This is a genomic window from Terrimonas rubra, assembly GCF_042686025.1.
In the GTDB taxonomy this organism is placed as follows: domain Bacteria; phylum Bacteroidota; class Bacteroidia; order Chitinophagales; family Chitinophagaceae; genus Terrimonas; species Terrimonas rubra.
Map to the genome: position 1 here is coordinate 428,347 of NZ_JBHUOZ010000003.1, position 22,246 is coordinate 450,592.

General features: G+C 44.0%; 11 protein-coding genes. 8 read left to right on the top strand and 3 right to left on the bottom strand.

The window, feature by feature from the left end:
- Nucleotides 1-47: 47 nt before the first annotated feature.
- Complete coding sequence (locus ACFS6H_RS11365) at nt 48-335, bottom strand: hypothetical protein (RefSeq protein ID WP_386098419.1); 288 nt, start codon at nt 333-335, stop codon at nt 48-50.
- A 328-nt stretch (nt 336-663) separates the two neighbouring features.
- On the opposite strand from ACFS6H_RS11365, the gene ruvA reads away from it, so the two are divergent.
- The 4 genes from ruvA (at nt 664) to ACFS6H_RS11385 (ending at nt 11,998) form a co-directional block, all read left to right on the top strand.
- Nucleotides 664-1,245 (top strand): Holliday junction branch migration protein RuvA, encoded by a 582-nt coding sequence (ruvA, locus tag ACFS6H_RS11370; RefSeq protein ID WP_386098421.1) that lies wholly within the window; start codon nt 664-666, stop codon nt 1,243-1,245.
- A 333-nt stretch (nt 1,246-1,578) separates the two neighbouring features.
- Complete coding sequence (gene sov, locus ACFS6H_RS11375; RefSeq protein ID WP_386098423.1) at nt 1,579-8,826, top strand: T9SS outer membrane translocon Sov/SprA; 7,248 nt, start codon at nt 1,579-1,581, stop codon at nt 8,824-8,826.
- A 429-nt stretch (nt 8,827-9,255) separates the two neighbouring features.
- Nucleotides 9,256-11,445, top strand: a complete 2,190-nt coding sequence (locus ACFS6H_RS11380; RefSeq protein ID WP_386098425.1) for a TonB-dependent receptor family protein — start codon at nt 9,256-9,258, stop codon at nt 11,443-11,445.
- A gap of 70 nt (nt 11,446-11,515) precedes the next feature.
- Nucleotides 11,516-11,998 carry a hypothetical protein gene (locus tag ACFS6H_RS11385; protein ID WP_386098427.1) on the top strand — a complete coding sequence of 161 codons (483 nt, stop codon included), beginning with the start codon at nt 11,516-11,518 and terminating at the stop codon, nt 11,996-11,998.
- Between the two features lie 146 nt (nt 11,999-12,144).
- On the opposite strand, the gene ACFS6H_RS11390 is transcribed toward ACFS6H_RS11385, so the two are convergent.
- Both ACFS6H_RS11390 and ACFS6H_RS11395 read right to left on the bottom strand, forming a co-directional pair.
- The gene (locus tag ACFS6H_RS11390) at nt 12,145-12,867 is read right to left on the bottom strand and encodes a response regulator transcription factor (protein WP_386098429.1); all 723 of its coding nucleotides are present in this window, start codon (nt 12,865-12,867) and stop codon (nt 12,145-12,147) included.
- A gap of 14 nt (nt 12,868-12,881) precedes the next feature.
- Nucleotides 12,882-14,312, bottom strand: coding sequence for a sensor histidine kinase (locus tag ACFS6H_RS11395; RefSeq protein WP_386098432.1), 1,431 nt, complete (start codon nt 14,310-14,312; stop codon nt 12,882-12,884).
- 364 nt (nt 14,313-14,676) lie between these two features.
- On the opposite strand from ACFS6H_RS11395, the gene ACFS6H_RS11400 reads away from it, so the two are divergent.
- From ACFS6H_RS11400 to ACFS6H_RS11415, 4 genes are read left to right on the top strand one after another with little or no spacing between them, the layout of a single operon-like run.
- A complete protein-coding gene (locus ACFS6H_RS11400) occupies nt 14,677-17,778 on the top strand; it encodes a SusC/RagA family TonB-linked outer membrane protein (RefSeq protein WP_386098435.1) in 3,102 nt (1,033 codons plus the stop codon).
- A gap of 48 nt (nt 17,779-17,826) precedes the next feature.
- On the top strand, nt 17,827-19,728 hold the full coding sequence (locus tag ACFS6H_RS11405) for a RagB/SusD family nutrient uptake outer membrane protein (RefSeq protein WP_386098439.1): 1,902 nt from the start codon (nt 17,827-17,829) through the stop codon (nt 19,726-19,728).
- Between the two features lie 42 nt (nt 19,729-19,770).
- A complete protein-coding gene (locus ACFS6H_RS11410; RefSeq protein ID WP_386098442.1) occupies nt 19,771-20,949 on the top strand; it encodes a DUF5000 domain-containing lipoprotein in 1,179 nt (392 codons plus the stop codon).
- 44 nt (nt 20,950-20,993) lie between these two features.
- Nucleotides 20,994-22,187: a DUF4998 domain-containing protein gene (locus ACFS6H_RS11415; RefSeq protein ID WP_386098445.1), complete on the top strand. Its 1,194-nt coding sequence runs from the start codon at nt 20,994-20,996 to the stop codon at nt 22,185-22,187.
- Nucleotides 22,188-22,246 lie beyond the last annotated feature (59 nt).

Genomic DNA, 22,246 nt, shown 5'->3' on the forward strand with positions numbered 1-22,246 from the left:
TGCCGTTTACAACAGTATTACACAAACCAGGAAACTTTTGCAGGAGCCTATTTAAAAATCACAAATAATATGGCTGTAGCGGCGATAAGGATAGTGAACAGGTTAAAGGAAAGCAGTTTAAACCTTTCATCGAACCAGAACTTTAAAGCAATAAATGGTACAATGAATAAAGCAGCCAGGGTGGGCAACCATAACAGTTCAAAGATAGCACCCATGGGAGCAAAACTATATACATCAACAGATTTGCAGAGGAATGCAAAAAGCGTTGCGCCGGTGATAAGCAAAAATAATATCCGGCTGGTGCGTTGTCTTGGCGAAATGGCGGATGATAACATAATAATTGGTTTGGTGAACCTTTCCTTTTACCGGGAAAGGGTGGCTGTTTAACTACAATGCTTCGCTAAAGATAGTAGTTTGATATTAAAAAAAATGTGAATGTTTAAATAAGTAACAGTAGTGTATATATTTTTACCCGCAGATCCACGCTGATTTCTTCCGCTGATTTTCGCTGATTAAAGTTCTGTCTGCGCAAATCAGCGGTACATTTTTATCTGCGTGAATCTGCGGGCAAAATATTACCCAAAATCACCGTTCACCACCTCAAATCACTAATCTGCCGAACAGTTTAAGTCCCAAGCCGGTTTATACCTTAATTTCGCAGCCATGATAGCGTTTTTAAAAGGACAATTTGCCGTTAAAACCCCCGCCATGGTCATTATGGATGTGGGCGGTGTGGGTTATGAGCTGCAAATAAGTTTAAACACTTACTCACAGATACAGGACCTGTCTTCGGGTCAGTTACTCACCCACCTGCTCATCAGGGAGGATGCCCATATTTTATTCGGTTTTTTTGACCAGGCCGAAAAAGATATGTTCCAGCACCTGGTAAGTGTTTCGGGTATCGGGGCCTCTACTGCCCGCGTGATGTTGTCATACATGAAACCGGCCGAGGTAATTACTGCCATTGTGTCGGGCGATAGTAAAACCCTGGAAAGTGTAAAAGGCATAGGTAAAAAAACGGCCGAAAGGGTGGTTTTGGAGCTCAAAGACAAGCTGGCAAAGCATCCTGTGGAAACAAATATTTTACCTGTGAAAAACAATACTTTGCGCCAGGATGCGTTAAATGCTTTGGTTACTTTGGGTATAGGCCGTCCGGCTGCCGAGCAGGCCCTCCAGAAGGTGCAGGCAAAAACACCGGATTTACCCCTGGAAGACCTGATAAAAGCTGTTTTACGTATCCTCTGAGACCAATGTTTTAAAAGTGGCCTTTTGATTACCGGCTGCAGTACCCTGATCGGTCGTTCCATTTGCGCCCTGCCCCGACGAGCAGTGCGGAACTCGGGGACGCTCCGTTTGACTGCAGTAACACCGGTCATCATACCGGCACTTATCTGGTTTAAACTTTTGTGTTTGCAGCAGGTGTAAATGAAGCATATATTTTTGAGACAAGGTAGAGCCGCCCATAATTGTGAAAACTGATTTTAAAGCATTGCCTCCCAGAAGATTTTTTTTCCGGAAACTAATTAGATTGTGAGAGACAACAACCAGAATTTCAACACTGCTCCTATAATTCGTACAGTGGTTACAATTTTTATATTGTTAACCTGCCAGTTTGCGTATGCAGGCTTTTTGCCCGATAAAAATATTACTGATACCGTACCCAAAGGAAACGACAGCTTACCTTACCCTTTACGCGACCGCTATGGCGACCCCTATAACAACCGCTACCGCAACAGCTTTGATTTAAAAGATACCGCTTTTGTAAAACGTACCATTGAGTATGACCCTGTAACCAAAGAATACTATATCATTGAAAAAATTGGTGACAGGTATTACCGCTCACCTATGACCTTTAGCATGGATGAATTCCTGCGTATGCAGGGCGAGGAGGATGAAAGGGAATACTTTCGTAAAAGATCACAATTACTCACCAATATGAACCGCAGGGGTTATAAACCCCGTTTCAATATCCGGAACGAATGGTTCAACCGTTTGATCGGTACAGGCCGTATTGATATTAAACCCTCGGGTTATGTGGACATGCTGGTAGGTTACCAGGGGCAGAAGATCAATAACCCCACTTTGCCGGAAAGGGCAAGGCGTAATGGCGGTCTCGATTTTGATATGGATGCCCGTTTCCAGGTAGATGCCAATATCGGTGATAAACTGCGTTTACCCATTAACTATAATACCGCTGCCAATTTTGAGTTTGAAAACCAGCTGAATCTGAACTACCTGGGTAAGGATGATGAGATCGTTAAACAATTCCAGTTAGGTAATGTAGCGTTTAACTCAAAAGGTACCCTGATACCCAGTGTGAATTCACTGTTTGGTGTACGTACCCAGTTACAGTTTGGTAAATTATTTGTTACAGGGGTATTAGCCAACCAGCGTGCCCAGCGCCAGTCCATGCAACTGCAGGGCGGGGCGGCTTCTATGGACTTTTCCCTGCGTGCCGATGAATACGAGGAAAACAGGCACTTCTTACTCTCGCAGTACTTCCGTAATAACTTTAATAATGCCATGAGCGAACTGCCCATTGTAAAATCGCCGGCTATTATTTTACGGATGGAAGTTTGGGTAACCAACCGCACCGGTGTTACTACCGATACCCGCGATGTGGTGGCTTTAATGGACCTGGGTGAAAATGCACCGTTTAATCCAACCTGGGGTGGCAGTGCCGATGTAAGACCCTATAACAAGGCCAACTCATTATACAGTACCATTACCGCGAACCCCGCTAACAGGAGTTCTTCCAATGTACAGAACTATTTATCGGGCCTGGGTATGACAGCCGTACAGGAGTTTGAAAAAACCTTTGCCCGTAAACTGCAACCTACTGACTATTACTTTAACCCGCAGATAGGTTTTTTATCGCTGAACCAGCCTTTACAGCCCGATGAAGTATTAGGTGTAGCTTTCCAATACTCTTACAACGGTCAAACCCTGCAGGTGGGTGAGTTTTCGCAGGATGTACCACCGGATTCCACCGCTACTTCACAGAAAGTACTGTTCTTAAAAATGCTGAAAGCCACATCACAGCGTACCAATCTCCCCATCTGGGACCTGATGATGAAGAACGTATATTCAGTTGGTTATGGTAACCTGGAGCGCCAGGATTTTACGCTGGATGTATTATACGAAGAACCCAGCTTAGGTGAAAAGCGTTACCTGCCGCCTACCGATGTTGATCCTACTTACGAAGGACAACCCATTATTTCTTTATTAAGACTGGACCGGCTGAATAACCAGAACGACCCGCAGCCGGATGGCAAGTTTGACTATATTGAAAATTATACGGTGATCTCGCAGATGAGCCGCATCATCTTCCCGGTACTGGAACCTTTTGGCCGCGACCTGGAGTATGTGTACAACTCACCGGCCATGCAGCAAAAATATTTGTACTATCCTTTGTACGACACCATCAAGGCCATTGCACAAACCTATGCCAACCTGAACAGGTTTAAGATCAAAGGACGTTCTAAAACCTCCTCTATGGGCGGCGGTGTGGGCGAATACCAGTTAGGGTTTAATATTCCCAAAGGCTCGGTTAGTGTAACAGCCGGTGGCCAGATCTTGCAGGAGAATATTGACTACGAGATCAACTATGACCTGGGAACCCTGCGGGTGATCAATCAATCCATTTTAAACTCCGGTGTGCCGGTGGATATTCAATATGAGAACCAGGCCACGTTCGGGTTACAGCAAAAAAACTTTTTAGGTGTCCGGTTGGATTACCTGCATAATAAAAACCTGACCATCGGTGCTACCATGGCCCGCCTCAGCGAAAGGCCGTTTTTTGTGAAACAGGCTTATGGCGAAGACCCCGTAAGAAATACCATGTTTGGTTTGGATGTGGATTACCGGAAGGATATTCCCCGTTTAACCAAATGGTTGAACAGGTTACCTTTTTATAGTAGCCAGGCCATGTCCTCTATTACAGGTTATGCCGAAGCCGCTTACTTAAAACCCGGTCATGCCAAACAGATCGGTAAAGGCAGCAGCGGTGTTATGTTCATTGATGACTTTGAAGGTACCCGTGCCAATATCGACCTGCGTTTTCCCATCATCAGCTGGACATTGGCTTCTACGCCGCAAATGTTTCCCGAAGCAACTTTGAATAATGACCTGGCTTACGGTTACAACCGCGCCAAACTGGCCTGGTATAATATTGAGCCCGTATTACAGGAAAAAAACAATCCCAATAATCCATTACGCAGCGACCTGAACGAGCTATCAAAATTTGAAGTGCGCCAGGTATTGCAACGCGAAATATTCCCTAACCGTAGCCTGGATTTTGGACAGGGCCTGTTAAATACTTTTGACCTGGCTTTCTATCCGCGTAATAAAGGTCCTTACAACTTTGAAACCCGCCCGGGACGTATTGATGCCAATAACAGGCTTACCAATCCAACACAGGCCTGGGGCGGCATTATGCGGAATATTGACCAGATAGATTTTGAGACCAATAATATTGAGTACATCGAATTCTGGGTACAGGATCCTTTTATTAATAATCCTTCCAGTCCCGGAGGTAAACTGTATTTTAACTTAGGTAATATTTCGGAGGATGTATTAAAAGATGGTAAACGCCAGTATGAAAACGGTTTGCCTACACCTAATAATCCGGGTGCTAAAGTAGATGAAACAACCGTATGGGGTAAAGTGCCTGCCAACCCTATGCAGATAACCAATGCCTTTAATATTGATGAGGCGGACAGGGTGCACCAGGACGTGGGTTTTGACGGCTTATCGGACGAAGAAGAGCGGGTGAAATTTGCCGCTTATTTAAATAGTTTGCCTCCTGGTGCAGCTGCTGCAGCGCAGGCTGACCCATCTAACGATAACTTTAAACCTTACCGTGATGCTTCTTATGATGCTACTAATGCCGGCATCCTGGAACGTTATATGAACGTGAACAACCCGCATGGTAACTCACCGGTTAATAATGGTAACAGCCAGTTTGTAAATGCCTTTACCCAATACCCCGATGCGGAAGAACTGAACCGTGATAATACCTTAAACGAAGCGGAAGAGTATTTTCAGTATGCCATAGATATGAAACCCTTCATGACCGCCGGTACTAATTTTATTACCGATGTGCGTGAGGTGCAGGTACAACTGGCAAACGGAAATGCAGCTATGGCTAAATGGTATTTATTCCGTATACCTATTAAGGATTATGAAAGTAAAGTGGGTAATATACCCGACTTTAAATCCATCCGTTTTATCCGTATGTTCATGACCGGTTTTAACGATGAGCAGGTAGTACTGCGTTTTGGTAAACTGGAGCTGGTGCGTAACCAATGGCGCCAATATCAATATAAAATTGATACCACCGGTAACTACACCAATATACCTACGAACGATCCTACACAATTCAATACATTGGCGGTTAACCTGGAGGAGAATGACCAGCGCCAGCCTATAAAATATGTAATGCCTCCGGGTGTGGACAGGCAACAGCAGATCAGTAATAACAACGTACAGCTGTTCCTGAATGAGCAGGCTTTAAGTGTACAGTTATGTGACCTGCCAAAAGGTGAAACAAGGGGTGTGTTTAAAAACATGAACCTGGACATGCGCCAGTATGGTAAATTAAGAATGTTCATCCATGCCGAAAGCCGTGGCTTTGGTGGTGCGGATGTATTGCGTGATAATGACCTGTCTGCTGTGATCAGGATCGGTAGCGACTTACAGGGTAACTACTATGAAGTAAAAATTCCGCTGAAGAAAACACCGTTTGGTGCTACGGATAGTTTAGCTATATGGCCGGAACTGAACAACCTGGATTTTGACCTGAATATACTGACCAAATTAAAAATGAGCCGGAACAGCAGCGGCGCCAATGCTTCCCTATACTATAAGGAAGTAGATGCCAATACCGGTCGCAGTTATGCCATCATTGGTAATCCCAACCTGGGCGAAGTGCGTTCCATGTTAATGGCGGTTGAAAATACCCAACTGGAAACGGCTTGTGCTGAAGTTTGGTTTAATGAATTGCGTTTTTCTAATTTAGATGAAGATGGCGGTTGGGCTGCTACCGGCCGTGTGGATATAACCCTGGCCGACCTGGGCCGTATCACCGTATCGGGATCGGCGAGGAGCGCCGGCTTTGGTACGCTTGAGCAAAGGGTAAATGAAAGAAGCCGGGAAGATGTATATAATATAGATGTGGCAGCCAATATTGATGCCGGTAAATTATTACCTAAAAGTGCTTTATTACAAATACCGGTATATGCAGGGTATAGCCGTATGGTAAGTACGCCCGAATACGATCCTTTTGACCTGGATATAAAATACCGCGATAAATTAAGAGCAGCCAGTGCCGCCGACCGTGACTCGATCAAGGCACAGGCCCAGGATGTGACCACCATTAAAACATTAAACTTTACCAATGTAAAGAAAATGCTGAAGCCGGGTAAAAAGCCACAATTGTGGAGCTTATCCAACTTTGATGTGAGTTACTCCTATATCAATACCACCAGGTATAATCCTTTAATTGAGCATGAGGAGCTGGAGCGTACACGTGCCGCCCTGGGTTATAACTATATGATACAACCCAAATTTGTAGAGCCGTTTAAACGGCTTATCAAATCCAATTCAAAATGGCTGACCTTTATTAAAGAATTTAACTTCAACTACCTGCCTTCACAATTATCGTTCAAGGCCGATGTGTACCGCCAGTTCGGCGCCATCCGGCCGCGTAATATTGGTGGCGGTAAATATAAAATACCGGAAACCTATGACAAGTATTTCACTTTCGACCGGTTCTATATTTTGCAGTGGGACCTGACCAAATCTATCAATATCAACTTTAATGCAACCAACTATGCCCGTATTGACGAACCTTTTGGGCGCATTGATACCAAAGAGAAAAAAGATTCGGTAAGAAGTAATTTATTCAAAGGCGGCCGTAATACGCAATACATGCAGGACCTGACCATCGGGTATCGCTTGCCTACGGAGAAGTTCCCTTTACTGGACTGGACCACCGGCCGGTTTACCTATAAAACCTCCTACAACTGGTTAGCGGCTTCTTTACTGGCGCGTGAACTGGGTAATACTTTATCCAATACCCAAACCCGTACTTTTAATGCCGAGCTGAATTTTGAGCAGTTGTATAGTAAGAACAGGTTCTTACGCGCTGTGAATTCCGAACCCCAGCCGCGTAACCCGAATAGTAGGGGACAAAATGGTGCGGCCCCGGATCAGCCGGCAACGCCAAAAGTGAAAGCGCCACGCATTGTCATTACCGACTCCATGCGGGCTACCATGAGCAAAAAAGAGATCCGGAAATATATCCGCAAGGCGAAAAAAGAGGCCCGTCGTGCAGCCCGTGAAGAAAGAAGAAGGGAAAGGGAAGTACGCCGTAACCAGCCGATGGAACTGAATGGCGTGGTAAGAGCGGTAGGCGGTGTGTTAACGGCTGTAAAAAGGGTGGGCATTGATTATACACAGGAATTTGGTACCACTTTGCCGGGTTATATGGATAGTACCAGGGTTCTGGGTGCCAACCTCAAAAGTGGTCAGCCTGGTTTTGGATTTATTTTTGGTTACCAGCCGGACACTTCCTGGATCAATAATTTTGGCGCCAAGGGATTATTATCAACCGATGCTATGCTCACCAGTATGATCCAGCAGCGGTACAACGAAAGGTTATCCATTACCGGCCAGTTAAGTCCTATCCGTGACCTTACCATTGATATTAACTACGATAAAACCTTCAGCAAGCAATACTCCGAATTATATAAAGATACTTCCGGTGGAGTGACCGGCCTGGCCCGTTTAAATGCTTATGCGGCGGGTAGCTTTAGTGTGAGTTATATTTCGTTCCAGACATTGTTCGGTAAGTTTAATCCCAACGAAGTATCACAAACCTTTAAGCAATTTGAAGCGAACAGGGTAGTATTATCCGGCAGGTTAAAAGGCCTGAACCCCTATGCTTCAGGTGCTACCCAGGATGCGGAAGGATATTGGGACGGCTATGGACGTTATGCGCAGGATGTGGTGATACCGGCCTTCCTGGCGGCGTACACCAAAAAAGATCCGAACAACATTAGTTTAATTAAAAACAATAACCCGAATATACAATCCAACCCCTTCCGTAAAATTATGCCTAAGCCAAACTGGGCACTAACGTATAACGGCTTATCACGTATACCGGGGCTGGATAAAATATTTACCAATGTTACGTTAAGGCATGGTTACCATAGTACCTTGGGCATGAACAGCTTTAACACAGCCCTCTTGTTTACCGATCCGTTCCGTGTGGGTTATCCTTTATTCCGTGATAGTATTTCAGGTAGTTATATTCCTTACTTCCTGGTGCCGAATATTACCATTCAGGAAAGTTTTGACCCGTTAATTGAAGTGGACGTAACCTTTACCAATCAGTTATCAACCCGTATTGAATTCAGGAAAACAAGGCAGCTGAGTTTAAGCTTGCTGGATTACCAGCTAGCGGAGAACCGCAGCACCGAAGTGACCTTTGGTTTTAATTGGCGTAAAAAAGGTATTCCTTTCCTGAAGAATGTAACCATCGGCAAAAAAGGAATGAAGCTGGATAACGATGTTACTTTCCGTTTCGACTTTAGCCTGCGTGATAATGCAACGGCCAACAGCAAACTTGACCAGGAACAGGCATTTGGTACAGCAGGCCAGAAGATAATACGTATTGCACCGTCTATTGATTATATACTGAACAACCGTATCAGTTTAAAACTATACTTTGAGCAAAACAGGAATATGCCTAAGATCAGTAATGCCTTCCCGATCACCAACACAAGAGGTGGTTTACAGGTGAGGATCTCACTGGCACAATAGATGAATAAAACTTTATGTAGAAGCCGGGTAGCCATACCCGGTTTTTTTATGCATGCCATTACAGCTTACAGCGTTGGTTAATGGCTTCTGCTGTGTTTTACCCTGTAAGCTGAAGGTGCTTTGGTGTATAATGAATGTAATAATATATCACGCTTTCCGTTGCTTCCGATACAGGTCACTCCATATACAGGGAGCTGCCGCCCGGCAAATGCTTCTTATGTTATGTAAGTTATTTATAATACTGATCTATTCCTGTGTCACGCCAATGTAATTATTGCCTGGTTTCCCTATATTAAAAACGCTATTTCCTGTATTCGTAAATGTTCCAGTAACTGCTGAAGTAATATTGCGGCCCTGAGATAAATAACCCAATATTTCGAGGGGTAGATAGTAATAATTTAATATATAATAATAAAGGTCAACAGTTATATGAGCAAAAAGAATACATTAAAAAAAGAAGGCACAGGACAGCGGCTGGTACTGTTATTAGTAACAGGTATGCTTGTGTTAAATGCCGGGGCACAGACAGATACCCTTAATAATACCATGCCCGAAATTCAGGTAGTAGGAAAAAAAGATGACCGGATTTTTAAGCGGGTACCGGGCTCGGTGGATATTATTTCAAATAAAACGATCCAGGCCATTGCACCTTTAAATACCAGCGATGTATTAAGAAGAATTCCCGGGTTGAATATTGTTGATGAAGACGGGGCCGGCTTAAGAATGAATATTGGTATACGCGGACTTAACCCCATTCGTTCCAGTAAGGTATTGGTACTGGAGGATGGTATACCGGTAACACTTAATCCTTATGGTGAACCACAAATGTATTTCAGTCCTATTATTGATAAAATGCAGGAGGTAGAAGTATTAAAGGGTAGCGGGCAATTATTATTTGGTCCGCAAACAATTGGCGGAGTGGTCAACTTTATTACAGCCAATCCCCCTGCTAAACTCACCAATAACATAAAACTGAGTGCCGGCGGTAATGGTTTCTTTTCCAGTTATATCAGTCATGGTAATACTGTGGGTAATGTAGGGTACCTGGTTACTTACAATTTTAAGCGTGCCGACAATTTAAACCGTTTAACTTTTACAGCACATGATGTAACTGGTAAACTAAGAATTGCTTTAAATGATAAATCGGAAATTGGTATAAAGCTGGGTTTATATGACGAAATATCTAACTCCACTTATTTGGGTATGACCCAGGCGATGTATGATGCGGGTGGTTATGATAAAACTATTTTAACACCGGACGATCACATGCCGGTAAGAAAAATAAACTTTAGCGCAACACATGTGTACCGCTTTAACAGCAATGTACAATTGCAAACTACAGCGTTTGTGTATGATATTGTTCGTAACTGGCGCAGGCAGCAATTTACACGCAATGGTCCCAATGCCAACTCATCAGGCGTAGTGTGGGGCGATCCGTCCAGAACCGATGGGGGCGCTATTTTTATGAGCAATCGTACTGATTGGCGTAACCGCCAATACCTGGTGCGTGGTGTTGAGCCAAGGCTGGTAATAAAGCATGAGTTATTTAAGGTTGAAAATACGTTAAAAACAGGTGTAAGGGCGCTGTGGGAAACAGCTACCGAACAGTTTATACAGGGTAACAAGCCCGATTCATGGGGTGGCAATATGCGGGATAATGAAATAAGAAAAGGCTTTGCCATGAGCGCCTATGCCACCAATGATATTAAGATAACTTCGAAGTTATCGGCCAATATAGGCGTGCGGGTGGAAAATTTTGATTTTAACCGGAGAATATACAGGGGCCAGTTCCCGATAGGTACAGGCGGCGCTAATGTGGTTGCCGATACCAATGTGCTGTTTACAAGAAACACCTTTGCTTTTTTACCCGGCGGCGGACTGAATTATACGGCAAGTGATTATGTTACTTTCTTTGCCGGTGTGCACCGCGGGTTCGCTCCTCCTGTGGTGAAAAATGCTATTACTGCCACCGGCATTGCCGAAGAAATTGATAAGGAACTAAGCACTAACTATGAACTGGGCGCCCGTTTTGCTTTTGCTGACTATGCAAATATTTCGGCTACCGTGTTTTATATGCACTTTGATAACCAGGTAATACCTGTTACCCTGGCAACCGGTGCATCTGGCTCGGCAAATGGGGGCAAAACCAACCATAAGGGCATTGAAATAAATGCGGATATGGATATCGCCAAAGCCTTGAAATGGAAACATGCTTTGCCTGTAGGCGGTAACTTCACTTATACAGATGCCCGTTTTGCCGGCGAAAAGAATGTAGTGGATAACCTGTTGCCTTATTCTCCTAAAGTTATGTTTAATGCTTTCATTGGGTTTGAACATACATCAGGTGTGGGCATAAGGCTGTTTACGAACTATATAGGATCGCAGTACAATGACCAGAATAATACTGAAATACCTACCCCGGATGGACAGGTAGGTAAAATTGCCGCCCGTAATATTATTGACGGTTCGGTTTTTTATACCATGCCCGGTAAAAAAATATCTTTTAATGTTGCCGTTAAAAATATAACCAATGAAAGATATATTGCATCAAGGAATCCACAGGGTATAAGGGTAGGTATGCCCCGTTTTGTAACGGCGGGTATAGATTTTAAATTTTAAACAAACAATGATATAATTATAAAGCTGCATTACAACGGGTAATGCGGCTTTTTATGTGATAAAATAAAATATGATGAAACTTAACTTTTATACTGTTATCCGTTACGCCCATGCCCTTTTGGCTATAGCCATTGCCTTGTTTTTTATCAGTAAAGGATATGAAAAATTTGGTCCTTTAAAATTGCGGGAGAAAAATATAACCATCGAAAACAAGGATATCATTGTACAGAAGGTGGTAGTGGAAAAAAACTATGAAGCCCCTTATGGGTACGATGTTACCATGAATACCATGCGGCAAAGCGGGTTTATAAAAGTGATCGGTTTTTTTCAGATACTGGCAGGGTTATTAATGTTATTACCGCAAACAAGGCTGGCAGGCATCATTGTGTTATTGCCCATTATTATGAATATATTTTTGATGCATTGGTTTTTTGATAACAGGCCGCATGAAAACATAGAGACCGGGCGTTATCTTATATTGGTTGTTTTATTGTTAGTTTTTTACTGGAAACCCTTGCGCGCAATAGTTTGGCAAAAGAAAAAGTGGCTGTAATGTAAAATATATGGCTTAGGGAATTATTATTGCCGGAAAACTACTCCCGGAAACATGACAGGAGAAACCGTCTTGCAGACTACGGATTCGTTTTACAGCGGCGTATATTGCTGCGGGTGCTTACGGAGGCCAATCTCCTGTTCTGTTTATTCCTTAATGGTAAAAATAAAACCTACACTATACACATTGTCGATACTCACTTTCTCGGAAGCAGCTAACTGTTTGCGTAACCGCGAAATAAAAACATCTAAACTGCGGCCGATAAAATAATCATTCTCGCCCCATAACTGTACCAGTATGTCTTCGCGTTTTAAAATACTGTTACGGTGATGGTACAGGAACTCCAGCAGCTCGGCTTCTCTTACCGTCAGGGCAACAGAAGGGCGGTTGCCTACTTTTATTTTTAATAAATTTTTCTGAAAGATCACGTCCCCAAAGCTAATGGCATCCAGGGGGGCAGTGTTCTGCTCTGTAAGTGCGGTAGTTATTTTACCCGGCTTGCGGCGTTTAATGATATTCTTGATCCGTAATACAAGTTCATCAATGTCAAAGGGTTTGGTAATATAATCGTCTGCGCCAATACTCAAACCGTTAATACGGTCTTTCTTCTCGCCCCGGGCGGTCAGAAACAAATAGGGGGTATCGGTATTGTGTTGCTGTATCTTACTGGCCAGGTCAAAGCCGTTCATGCCCGGCAACTGTACATCGATCACCAGGAGGTCAAAATTTGCAGGAGCCGCCGCATAAGTGGCATAAGCATTTTTCCCGTTCAGGCTCCACTCCACATCAAAATCCATGATCTCCAGGTATTGTTTCACAACATTTCCCAGGTCCCGCTCGTCTTCTACTAATAGTATCTTACTCTTCATACACTGTTTTTACACTATACTAATTGTATCATAATGGTAAAGGTACTGCCAATATTTTCCCGGCTTTCCAGTTTTATTTTCCATTCGTGGGCTTCCACGCATTGTTTGGTATAAAACAAACCCAGCCCCAGGCCCGATACATCGTTTTTTTTAGCCGTGCTCCGGTAAAACTTATCATAAATATGCTGCATGGTTTTTTCCGACATGCCCACACCATTATCCGTAACGGCTATTTCTGCCATCTTATTATGTACCGTTAATTGTACCGTAATGATTTTCTGTTCTTTCTCATTATACTTAATACCGTTTTCAAACAGGTTCAGCAGCATGGTAGTAAACCAGAACCTGTCTAACATGGCATTGGCCTTTACCTCCGGGTCTGCTTCATAACGTATGCTTACATTATTTTCTGTCAGTTTCAGCCGGTAATCATAAATAATCTCATCCAGTAATTCCGGTAAAGGGTATTCTGTTCTTTGCAGGGTGGTCTTATCCATAATGGCAATATCCAGTACCTGTCCGAATAAATACTTTAACCGGGTGGCCTGGCGAAAAATAACATCCGTCAAAGGCTTAATATTCTCTTTCTTCTCCAGTATCTTTTCGTTCTGCAAATTCTTATTAGCGATCATGATGGTGGCCAGCGGCGTATGAAACTCATGGGTAATGCTGTTCACAAAATCCGATTTCATATCGGCCAGTTTCTTCTGTTTCTGCCAGTTACGGAAAGTGACCAGGAATAAGATCAGGACAAAAGCAATGGACAGCAGGGATAATAAAAAAGTAGGGATCATGGCCTTTAAAATAGACAGGGTCCGGTTCTCTTTATCGGCAAACAGCTTGAACATTAATTTATAGCTGTAATCCTGCGCACTGCTTACGGTTAGTTCAATGATATTATTCTGGGGAGCTACATCCTCAAGTGTACCGGCCAAACGTATACCCCAAGGGGTCTGGCGGGTATTTTTGCTGAACAATTCATAACGTTGAGAAGCATGGTAAAGCGGCACATATTTATTGGTCACAAACGCAAGTTCCAGCTGGCTGAAAAACAGGGCGTACTCAAACTTGGGTGAAAGTCCGTGTTTGCGTTTAATGGCCTCAAAAATGCTGTCCACATTATTCCGGGTGATCATTTCGGAAAAAAGACTGTCACATACTTTTTGTTTCAATACATCAAATGCCGGGCTCTTTGTTTTATATAAATATTCCAGTTGCTGCAGGTTGTTGTGGATATACTTATCAATAATAGCACTGCCCCCGGGAAATACATTGTCATTTAAAATATATTGCCCGTATGCCTGGTTAATGGTTTGTTTTTCTTCCACATAATACAGCTCGTTCTCCAGTTTATAGGTATTGTACAATAAAAAAAACTGCACAGCCGACAGTATCAAAAAACTGACTACGGCAATGACTTTATAGGAAATGCTTAAACGTTTCATTATTAATACTAAAGGTCGTGCAAAATGTTATTACCTGCTGCTTTTAGGCAACCGTTTAATTTCCGTTAACAAGTTCTTTAGTGTCTGTTGACAAGTTTCGAAATAGGCCATGAATACCTTTAGGAGGTTCAAAACAACATGATATGAGATTGAATGGTCTGGCCCCGCTGTTTGCTTTTTGCTGTGCTGCGGACGATTTGTTTCACCGGATTTACAGGTGCTTCCCGGGGCGGCGTCAATCCCATGCTGTTTTAACATACCTGCCTTTTACCATTCATACCGTTCAAAAAACTAACTATTCTTTTTTAACCAAAAACTAAACTGTAAAATGATGAGCAACCTGTTTCATGGGTGCAAACTCAGTATGAGAATTTGCTTTTTACTGTTGCTTTTTACAACATTCCGTTCAGTGGCTATTGCCCAGGCGGAGGAAATAGTTGTAAAAGGTATTGTTCGCTCCGATTCAACGGTGCTGGAAGGCGTGAGCATTTACCTCAAGACCAATCCCCAGCGCTCTACCTTGTCCGATGCCAAAGGGGAATATATGATCAAAGTACCGGCTAACAGTGTGCTGGTATTTTCCTTTGTAGGATATAAGCCTTTGGAGTTTAACGTAAAAAAAGAGCCGGTGCTGGATGTGTTGCTGGAAGCTGTAGATGCAACACTGGACGAAGTAGCCGTAGTGGCTTACGGGCAGCAAAGAAAAAGCAGCATGGTCAGCTCGGTTACCACCGTAAACCCGAAAGAGCTGAAAGGTCCTACCAGTAACCTGACCACCATGCTGGCGGGTAAAATATCGGGTGTTATCGCCTATCAGCGTTCGGGTGAGCCGGGACGTGATAATGCGCAATTCTTTATCCGCGGTGTTACCACTTTTGGTACCGGTAAAGTAGATCCCCTCTTAATGATCGATGGTATGGAATCAACACCCAATGATCTGGCCCGGTTACAGCCCGATGATATTGCCGGCTTCTCCGTACTGAAAGATGCTACCGCCGCTTCATTATTCGGAGCCCGTGGTGCAAACGGGGTTATCATTGTTACTACCAAATCGGGTGCAGAAGGTAAGGCTTCGCTGAACTTCCGTGCCGAGAACTCCTTATCCAGCAACACCCGCAACTTTAAATTTGCCGACAATATTACTTACATGAACCTGGCGAATGAGGCCCTGGTTACCCGTTACCCTTTAAGAGCGCCATTATACTCCCAGGAAAAAATTGAAAAAACAGCTGCCGGTGCCGATCCTTATCTATACCCGAATAATGACTGGCTGGACATGCTGATTAAAGACTATACCAATAACCAGCGTTATAACGTGAGTTTAAGCGGTGGCGGTAAAGTAGCCCAATACTATGTGTCGGGTACTTACAATGTTGATAATGGTGTACTGAACGTTGACAAGCTGAATAATTTTAACAGCAATATTAAATTAAGGAGCTACCAGATCAGGTCAAATGTGAACATTAACGTTACTCCTTCTACCACGGCCATTATCCGTGTGTCAGGATTGTTTGATGATTACAACGGTCCCATTGGCGGAGGCGGTAATATCTTTAACCAGGCTTTGAAATCAAACCCGGTAATGTTCTCGCCGGTATATCCTTCGTCTTTTTTGCCTAACCTGTCGCATCCTTTATTTGGCAGTGCGTTGGATGAAAGCGGTACCCGTTATAATAATCCCTATGCCAGCATGGTATCAGGTTACCAGGAAGCCAACACCTCTAATATGATGGCCCAGCTGGAACTGAAACAAAACTTTGGTAAACTGTTAAGAGGACTGACCGGGCGTGTAATGGCCTATACACAACGTTATGCCTACTTTGACCTGTCCAGGCAATACAATCCTTTTTACTATCGTATGGCCTATAGCGCTGATGGTAAACCCGTGTTAAGCTCATTAAATACCGACGGTACCGAATACCTGAACTATACACCGGGTAATAAAGTGGTGAATACAACAGCGTATATGGAAGCGGCTTTAAATTACTCAAGAAACTTTAATGGCCATTTTGTTTCAGGCTTTTTAATCACCAACCTGCGCAGTTACCTTACTGCCAATACGGCAACGCCTGATCTGCAAAGCTCTTTACCAAACCGCAACCAGGGTGTATCGGGACGTTTTACGTATGATTATGATAACCGGTACATGCTGGAATTCAACTTCGGTTATAATGGTTCGGAGAGGTTTGCCAAAAACAATCGTATGGGTTTCTTCCCTTCGGTAGGTGCAGCCTGGAATGTACACCAGGAAAAATTCTTTGATGCCTATAAGGATATCGTGAATATATTGAAATTCAGGGCTTCTTATGGCCTGGTGGGTAATGACCAGATCGGCAATGCCGATGAAAGATTCTTCTACCTGTCAAGGGTAAATATGAACGACCCGGACCGTGGCGCTACTTTCGGTGAAAACTTTGGTACTACCATGAACGGTGTAAGTGTATTACGTTACGCCAACGACCAGATAACCTGGGAAAAAGCCTATAAAACCAATATTGGTGTTGACCTTAAATTATTTCACAGTCTTAACCTGATCGTAGATGTATATAAAGAACACCGTACCAATATATTAATGAGCCGGGCATTTATTCCTGCATCCATGGGGCTGAATGCCAATATCCAGGCAAATGTGGGCGAGGCCGAAGGTAAGGGTATCGATATACAGATGGACTATACCAAAACCTTTGCTAAAAGCATGTGGCTGCAAATGCGCGGCAACTTTACCTATGCCCGCAGTAAAATGCTGGTGAATGAAGAACCCGTTTATCCTGATGCATACAGGAGCAGGGTAGGATACTCCCTTTCGCAAAGATGGGGCCTGATCGCAGAAAGACTTTTTGTGGATGATAACGAAGTGCGTAACTCACCCCGCCAGGATTTTGGCGAAGTAAGAGGCGGCGATATTAAATACCTGGACGTGAATGGCGATAATATCATTGATGGTAATGACCAGGTACCGATGGGTTATCCTGAAATGCCGGAGATCATTTATGGCGGCGGTTTTTCCTTCGGGTATAAAAACTTTGACTTCAGTGCCTTTGTACAGGGCTCTGCACGTTCCTCTATTTTTATTGATAACGATGCCATACAGCCATTTAAAAAAGACGGTGGTTTTGAGAGCGGCCTGTTACAGATAATTGCGGATGATCACTGGTCGGAAAGTAACCGTAATGTATATGCTTTCTGGCCGCGTTTAAGCGACAGGACCATCGTTAATAACTACTGGACCTCCAGCTGGTGGGTGAGGAACGGGGCTTTTCTCCGCCTGAAAAATGTGGAGTTAGGTTATACCGTATCTCCTGCATTCCTGCGCAAATACAAACTATCATCGGCACGTATTTACCTCAATGGGGTTAACCTCTTTGTCATCAGTAAGTTTAAAGAATGGGACCCCGAGATGGGCAGCAACGGGTTGAACTACCCTGTACAACGTGTGTACAATATAGGTGTGAACCTGAATTTTTAAAAAGTACCTGTTTAACAAAAACTTTTAGTCATTATTCAATTCAAAAAAATGCGATCAGTTAAAAATATAAAAACCACCGGCAGTAAAACAGCATGGATGTTTTGCCTGGTAATGGTGTTGGCATTTTTTACAGGCTGTAAAAAATTTATTGATGTGGTGCCTGATAATGTGGCTACCATCGACAATGCCTTCAGTATCCGTACAGAGGCAGAAAAATATCTGTTCACCTGTTACTCCTATTTACCGGATGAAGGTGACTTTGGCGCTAATCCGGCATTTGGAGGCGGCGATGAAATATGGCAGGACCCTACTTTCTCCACCATCAATCCGGCGGCCATGCGTATAGCTATGGGTTTTCAAAGTGGTAACGATCCTATTATGCATTACTGGGAAAATATGTATAAAGGCATACGTGACTGTAATATTTTCTTAGACAATGTGCATAGGGTAGTAGACCTGGAACCTTATTTAAGGACCAGGTGGATCGGTGAGGTATTATTTTTAAAGGCTTACTATCACTGGTACCTGTTAAGGATGTATGGTCCTATTAATATTGTGGATAAAAACCTGCCGATAGATGTAACTGCCGACCAGGTAAAAATACCGCGTATTGCGGTGGACTCAGTGGTGAACTATATTGCCGGCCTGCTGGACTCATCAGCAAAACTATTGCCCGCTACCATCCAGTCCCGTACTACCGAACTGGGACGGATCACTTCTCCTATCGCCCTGGCCATAAAAGCCCGGTTGCTGGTTACAGCGGCCAGTCCTTTATTCAACGGCAATACTGACTATAACAATTTTAAAAACATTGACAATACTCCGCTCATCAATACCACTTATGATAAAGAAAAATGGAAACGTGCGGCGGATGCCTGTAAAGCGGCCATTGATGCGGCACATGCGGCAGATATTAAACTGTTTAAATTCAACGATAACCTGGTAAGTCTCTCTCCTTTCTTTCAACAACAAATGACCATACGGAACAGTGTTTGTGAAAAATGGAATGAAGAATTGATATGGGGCTCCTCTAATAGTCCTACAGGTAAATACATGCAACGCTTAGCTTTACCTAAATTAAACCCGGCCCGCCTGGGTAACCAGGAGCCCCTGGGCCAGCTGGCGCCTACTATCAAAGTGGTAGAACAGTTCTACAGTAAAAACGGTGTACCCATCGAAGAGGATAAAGATTATGATTATGTGAACCGCTATAAACCCAGGACTATTGGTGCGGAGGAAGCAGAATATATGCAAATGGGTTATGAAACGGCCGGGCTGAATTTTGACCGTGAGCCCCGTTTCTATGCCAATGTATCTTTTGATGGGGATAAATGGCTGATGCAAAACGGCCTTTGGCCCATACAGGCCAAATGGGGCCAGAACCAGAGCCGTAAAAATGTATTTGGTTACTCTGTTACCGGTTACTTTACCAAGAAAATAACCAGCTGGAAATTCGTGATCGAGGAAGGACAGGCCAGCTCCACAGAAACCTATCCCTTCCCCTTATTCCGCCTGGCCGACCTGTATTTATTATATGCTGAAGCTTTGAATGAATATGCGGATGCACCAACGGCCGAAGCCTATGCCTATATTAATACGGTACGCGAACGTGCCGGTTTACCCACCGTACAGGATGCCTGGAGCCAGCACTCCCGCAATGCCAATAAATACACCACCAAAGATGGTTTCAGGGCTATTGTGCAACAGGAGCGTTTAATTGAACTGAGTTTTGAGGCCAGCCGTTTCTGGGACCTGCGCCGCTGGAAACGTGCCATCGAGGAACAGAATAAAATTATACTGGGATGGAATATTGCGGGTGTATCACCGGTTGAATACTATCGTTTAACACCCCTGTTCTCACAAAGCTTCCAGGTACGTGATTACCTGTGGCCTTTACGGAATAATGATATACTCATCAATCCCAAACTGGTACAGAACCCGGGCTGGTAAAACAAACCGTTACCTGTTAATTATCAAATCAAACTAATTACTATGTTTAAAAATATAGCTACTTTTCTAACACTGGCCATATTCCTGCTGATGGGCGCCGGTTGTAAAAGAGAACTGCACTCCTCTTTATACGATGATGGCAGTACGCCTTCGCCTATCACCAATACCACCGTGCAAAACCTGCCCGGTGCGGCGGAAATAACCTATTCCTTACCCCACGATAATAACATACTCTATGTAAAAGCCGAGTATGAAATTCGCCCCGGTGTTAAAAGAGAAGTAAAATCATCCTACTACAATAACAGCCTGCTGGTAGATGGCTTTGGTAATACCAATGAATACAGTATCAAATTGTATGTGGTTACCCGCAGTGAAATTCAATCAGCGCCTGTAACCGTAACCGTAAAGCCTCTGGTACCACCGGTGGTAGCTACCTTTAACAGTCTTACCGTAGCGGAAGATTTTGGTGGTCTTATTATCAACTATCTCAATGATGCTAAGGCCGACCTGGCCATTCATACCCTTGCTGCCGATTCAACCGGCGCCATGGTGGAAGCAAATACCAACTATACCACATTGCCCTCGGGCCGGTATACCATCCGCGGTTTCGACAGTACATCACGTAAATTCTCCTTCTTTGTAAAAGACAGGTTTGGTAATATTTCCGATACCCTGACGGCAACCTACAAACCCCTGTATGAAAAACTGCTGGACAAAAGCTTATTCAGAACAGTGCTGTTACCTACCGATGTAAAAGACGACTGGGGCCTGCCCATGCAGAATATGTGGAACAACGGGTACACCGATTTCTGGGACATGTTCCATACGCAAACCCAAAGCTTCCCCATGTGGTTCACCTTCGACCTGGGTATTACGGTTAAGCTGAGCCGTATGGCTTTATGGCAACGGCAGAGCCCGGCGGCCGATTGGGCCTATAATGCCAACAATCCTAAAAAATTTGAAGTATGGGGTTCTACCAGTCCCGATGTAGATGGTGGCTGGAATAACTGGATCAAACTCACCGATCACGAAGTGGTAAAACCTTCCGGCCTGCCCCTGGGCCAGGTATCGGCCGATGATATTGCGGCGGCGGCAAAAGGCGAGGAAATCCCAATTCCCTTAAGTATGCCGCAGGTTCGTTATATCCGTTTCCGGATACTGGAAACCTTTACCAACTCTGCTACCAATATTGCCGAGATCTCCGTTTGGGGACAGCCGTAAAGCGTTTACCACTTAACCGATCAACAAAACTTTAAAGTAACAACATGAAACATATTTTAAACATTATTACAGCCGCTTGCCTGTTACTGGCCACATTGTACTCCTGTTCAAAAATGGACGAGTACAAAAAATACGTACCCGATAAACCCAAAGTATATCCTGGTATGGCCGATTCAATAACGGTATTGCCGGGTAATAACCGGGTTAAGTTACAATGGATACATAAATCCGATCCCACCATTACTTCAGCAAAAGTATTCTGGAACGGCCGTGCCGACTCTGTTACCGTACCTGTTCACCGTACACAGGGTGTGGACACCGTAAGTGTGATCATCAACAACCTTGATGAGACCTCCTACACCTTTGATGTGTTTACTTATGATAAAGAGAACAACCGCTCGGTACCGGCCACTAAAACCGGCAAAGTATATGGTGCCAAATACCACCAGGCTTTACAAAACCGTACGGTGACAGCCGTTAATTTAATTGCACCGGCCAACATGCTGGTGGTGGTTTGGGCCGAGGCCGATACCGTGAATGTTGATACCAAAGTATACTACACCGATGCAGCGGGTGAGGAACAGGTATTCCGCCTTACACCCGACCAGAATGTAACACCTTTATCCTGGAAAATCGGTACCAAAGTATATTATCAATCTGCATACAAACCCACAGCCAATGCCATTGATACCTTTACGGTTTTACGCCGCGATTCGGTGACCGTCACCAACGTACCCGTGCCTAAAACAGCCTGGACACAGGTTACACTGCCCAACGATATCGGCACCAATGCATGGGGTACTGATCTTAGCTGGATATGGGATGGTAAAGCCGCTGATTATCCCGAAATTTATCATACCGATGGCTCGGGTATGCCGCATCATTTTACCTTCGACCTGGGTGCGGTTTACCAGCTCACACAATTTGAGAACATTGGTCGTCAAAACAGCAACCCTTATCACAACCCGTTAAAATTTGAGGTATGGGGTATTGATGACCTGGCAGGGGCTGCTACCACATTACCGGCAGGCGATCCGGGCTGGACCAATGAATCCATTGCCAAGGGCTGGACATTATTAAAATTTGTGCAACGTCCCGATAACGGAACAGCACCCTATAAAGTGGACCTGTTAGAAAATATTCCACCGGTACGTTATATCCGTATCAGGGTATTACAGGTTGCTTCGGGTGCAACAGATAGTCATATGAGTGAAGTTAGTTTCTGGTTCAATCCTTAATCATATGGGCAGTAAGTTTTTTTCTTATGATGGCGTGTCCCCGCTTGCACCATGCTATG

Coding starts and splice junctions, on each gene's coding strand:
- ACFS6H_RS11400 (WP_386098435.1), top strand. CDS start 14,677: ATGAGAATTTGCTTTTTACTGTTGCTTTTTACAACATTCCGTTCAGTG.
- ACFS6H_RS11365 (WP_386098419.1), bottom strand. CDS start 335: ATGTTATCATCCGCCATTTCGCCAAGACAACGCACCAGCCGGATATTA.
- ACFS6H_RS11380 (WP_386098425.1), top strand. CDS start 9,256: ATGAGCAAAAAGAATACATTAAAAAAAGAAGGCACAGGACAGCGGCTG.
- ACFS6H_RS11390 (WP_386098429.1), bottom strand. CDS start 12,867: ATGAAGAGTAAGATACTATTAGTAGAAGACGAGCGGGACCTGGGAAAT.
- ACFS6H_RS11410 (WP_386098442.1), top strand. CDS start 19,771: ATGTTTAAAAATATAGCTACTTTTCTAACACTGGCCATATTCCTGCTG.
- ACFS6H_RS11385 (WP_386098427.1), top strand. CDS start 11,516: ATGATGAAACTTAACTTTTATACTGTTATCCGTTACGCCCATGCCCTT.
- ACFS6H_RS11415 (WP_386098445.1), top strand. CDS start 20,994: ATGAAACATATTTTAAACATTATTACAGCCGCTTGCCTGTTACTGGCC.
- ACFS6H_RS11405 (WP_386098439.1), top strand. CDS start 17,827: ATGCGATCAGTTAAAAATATAAAAACCACCGGCAGTAAAACAGCATGG.
- ruvA (WP_386098421.1), top strand. CDS start 664: ATGATAGCGTTTTTAAAAGGACAATTTGCCGTTAAAACCCCCGCCATG.
- ACFS6H_RS11395 (WP_386098432.1), bottom strand. CDS start 14,312: ATGAAACGTTTAAGCATTTCCTATAAAGTCATTGCCGTAGTCAGTTTT.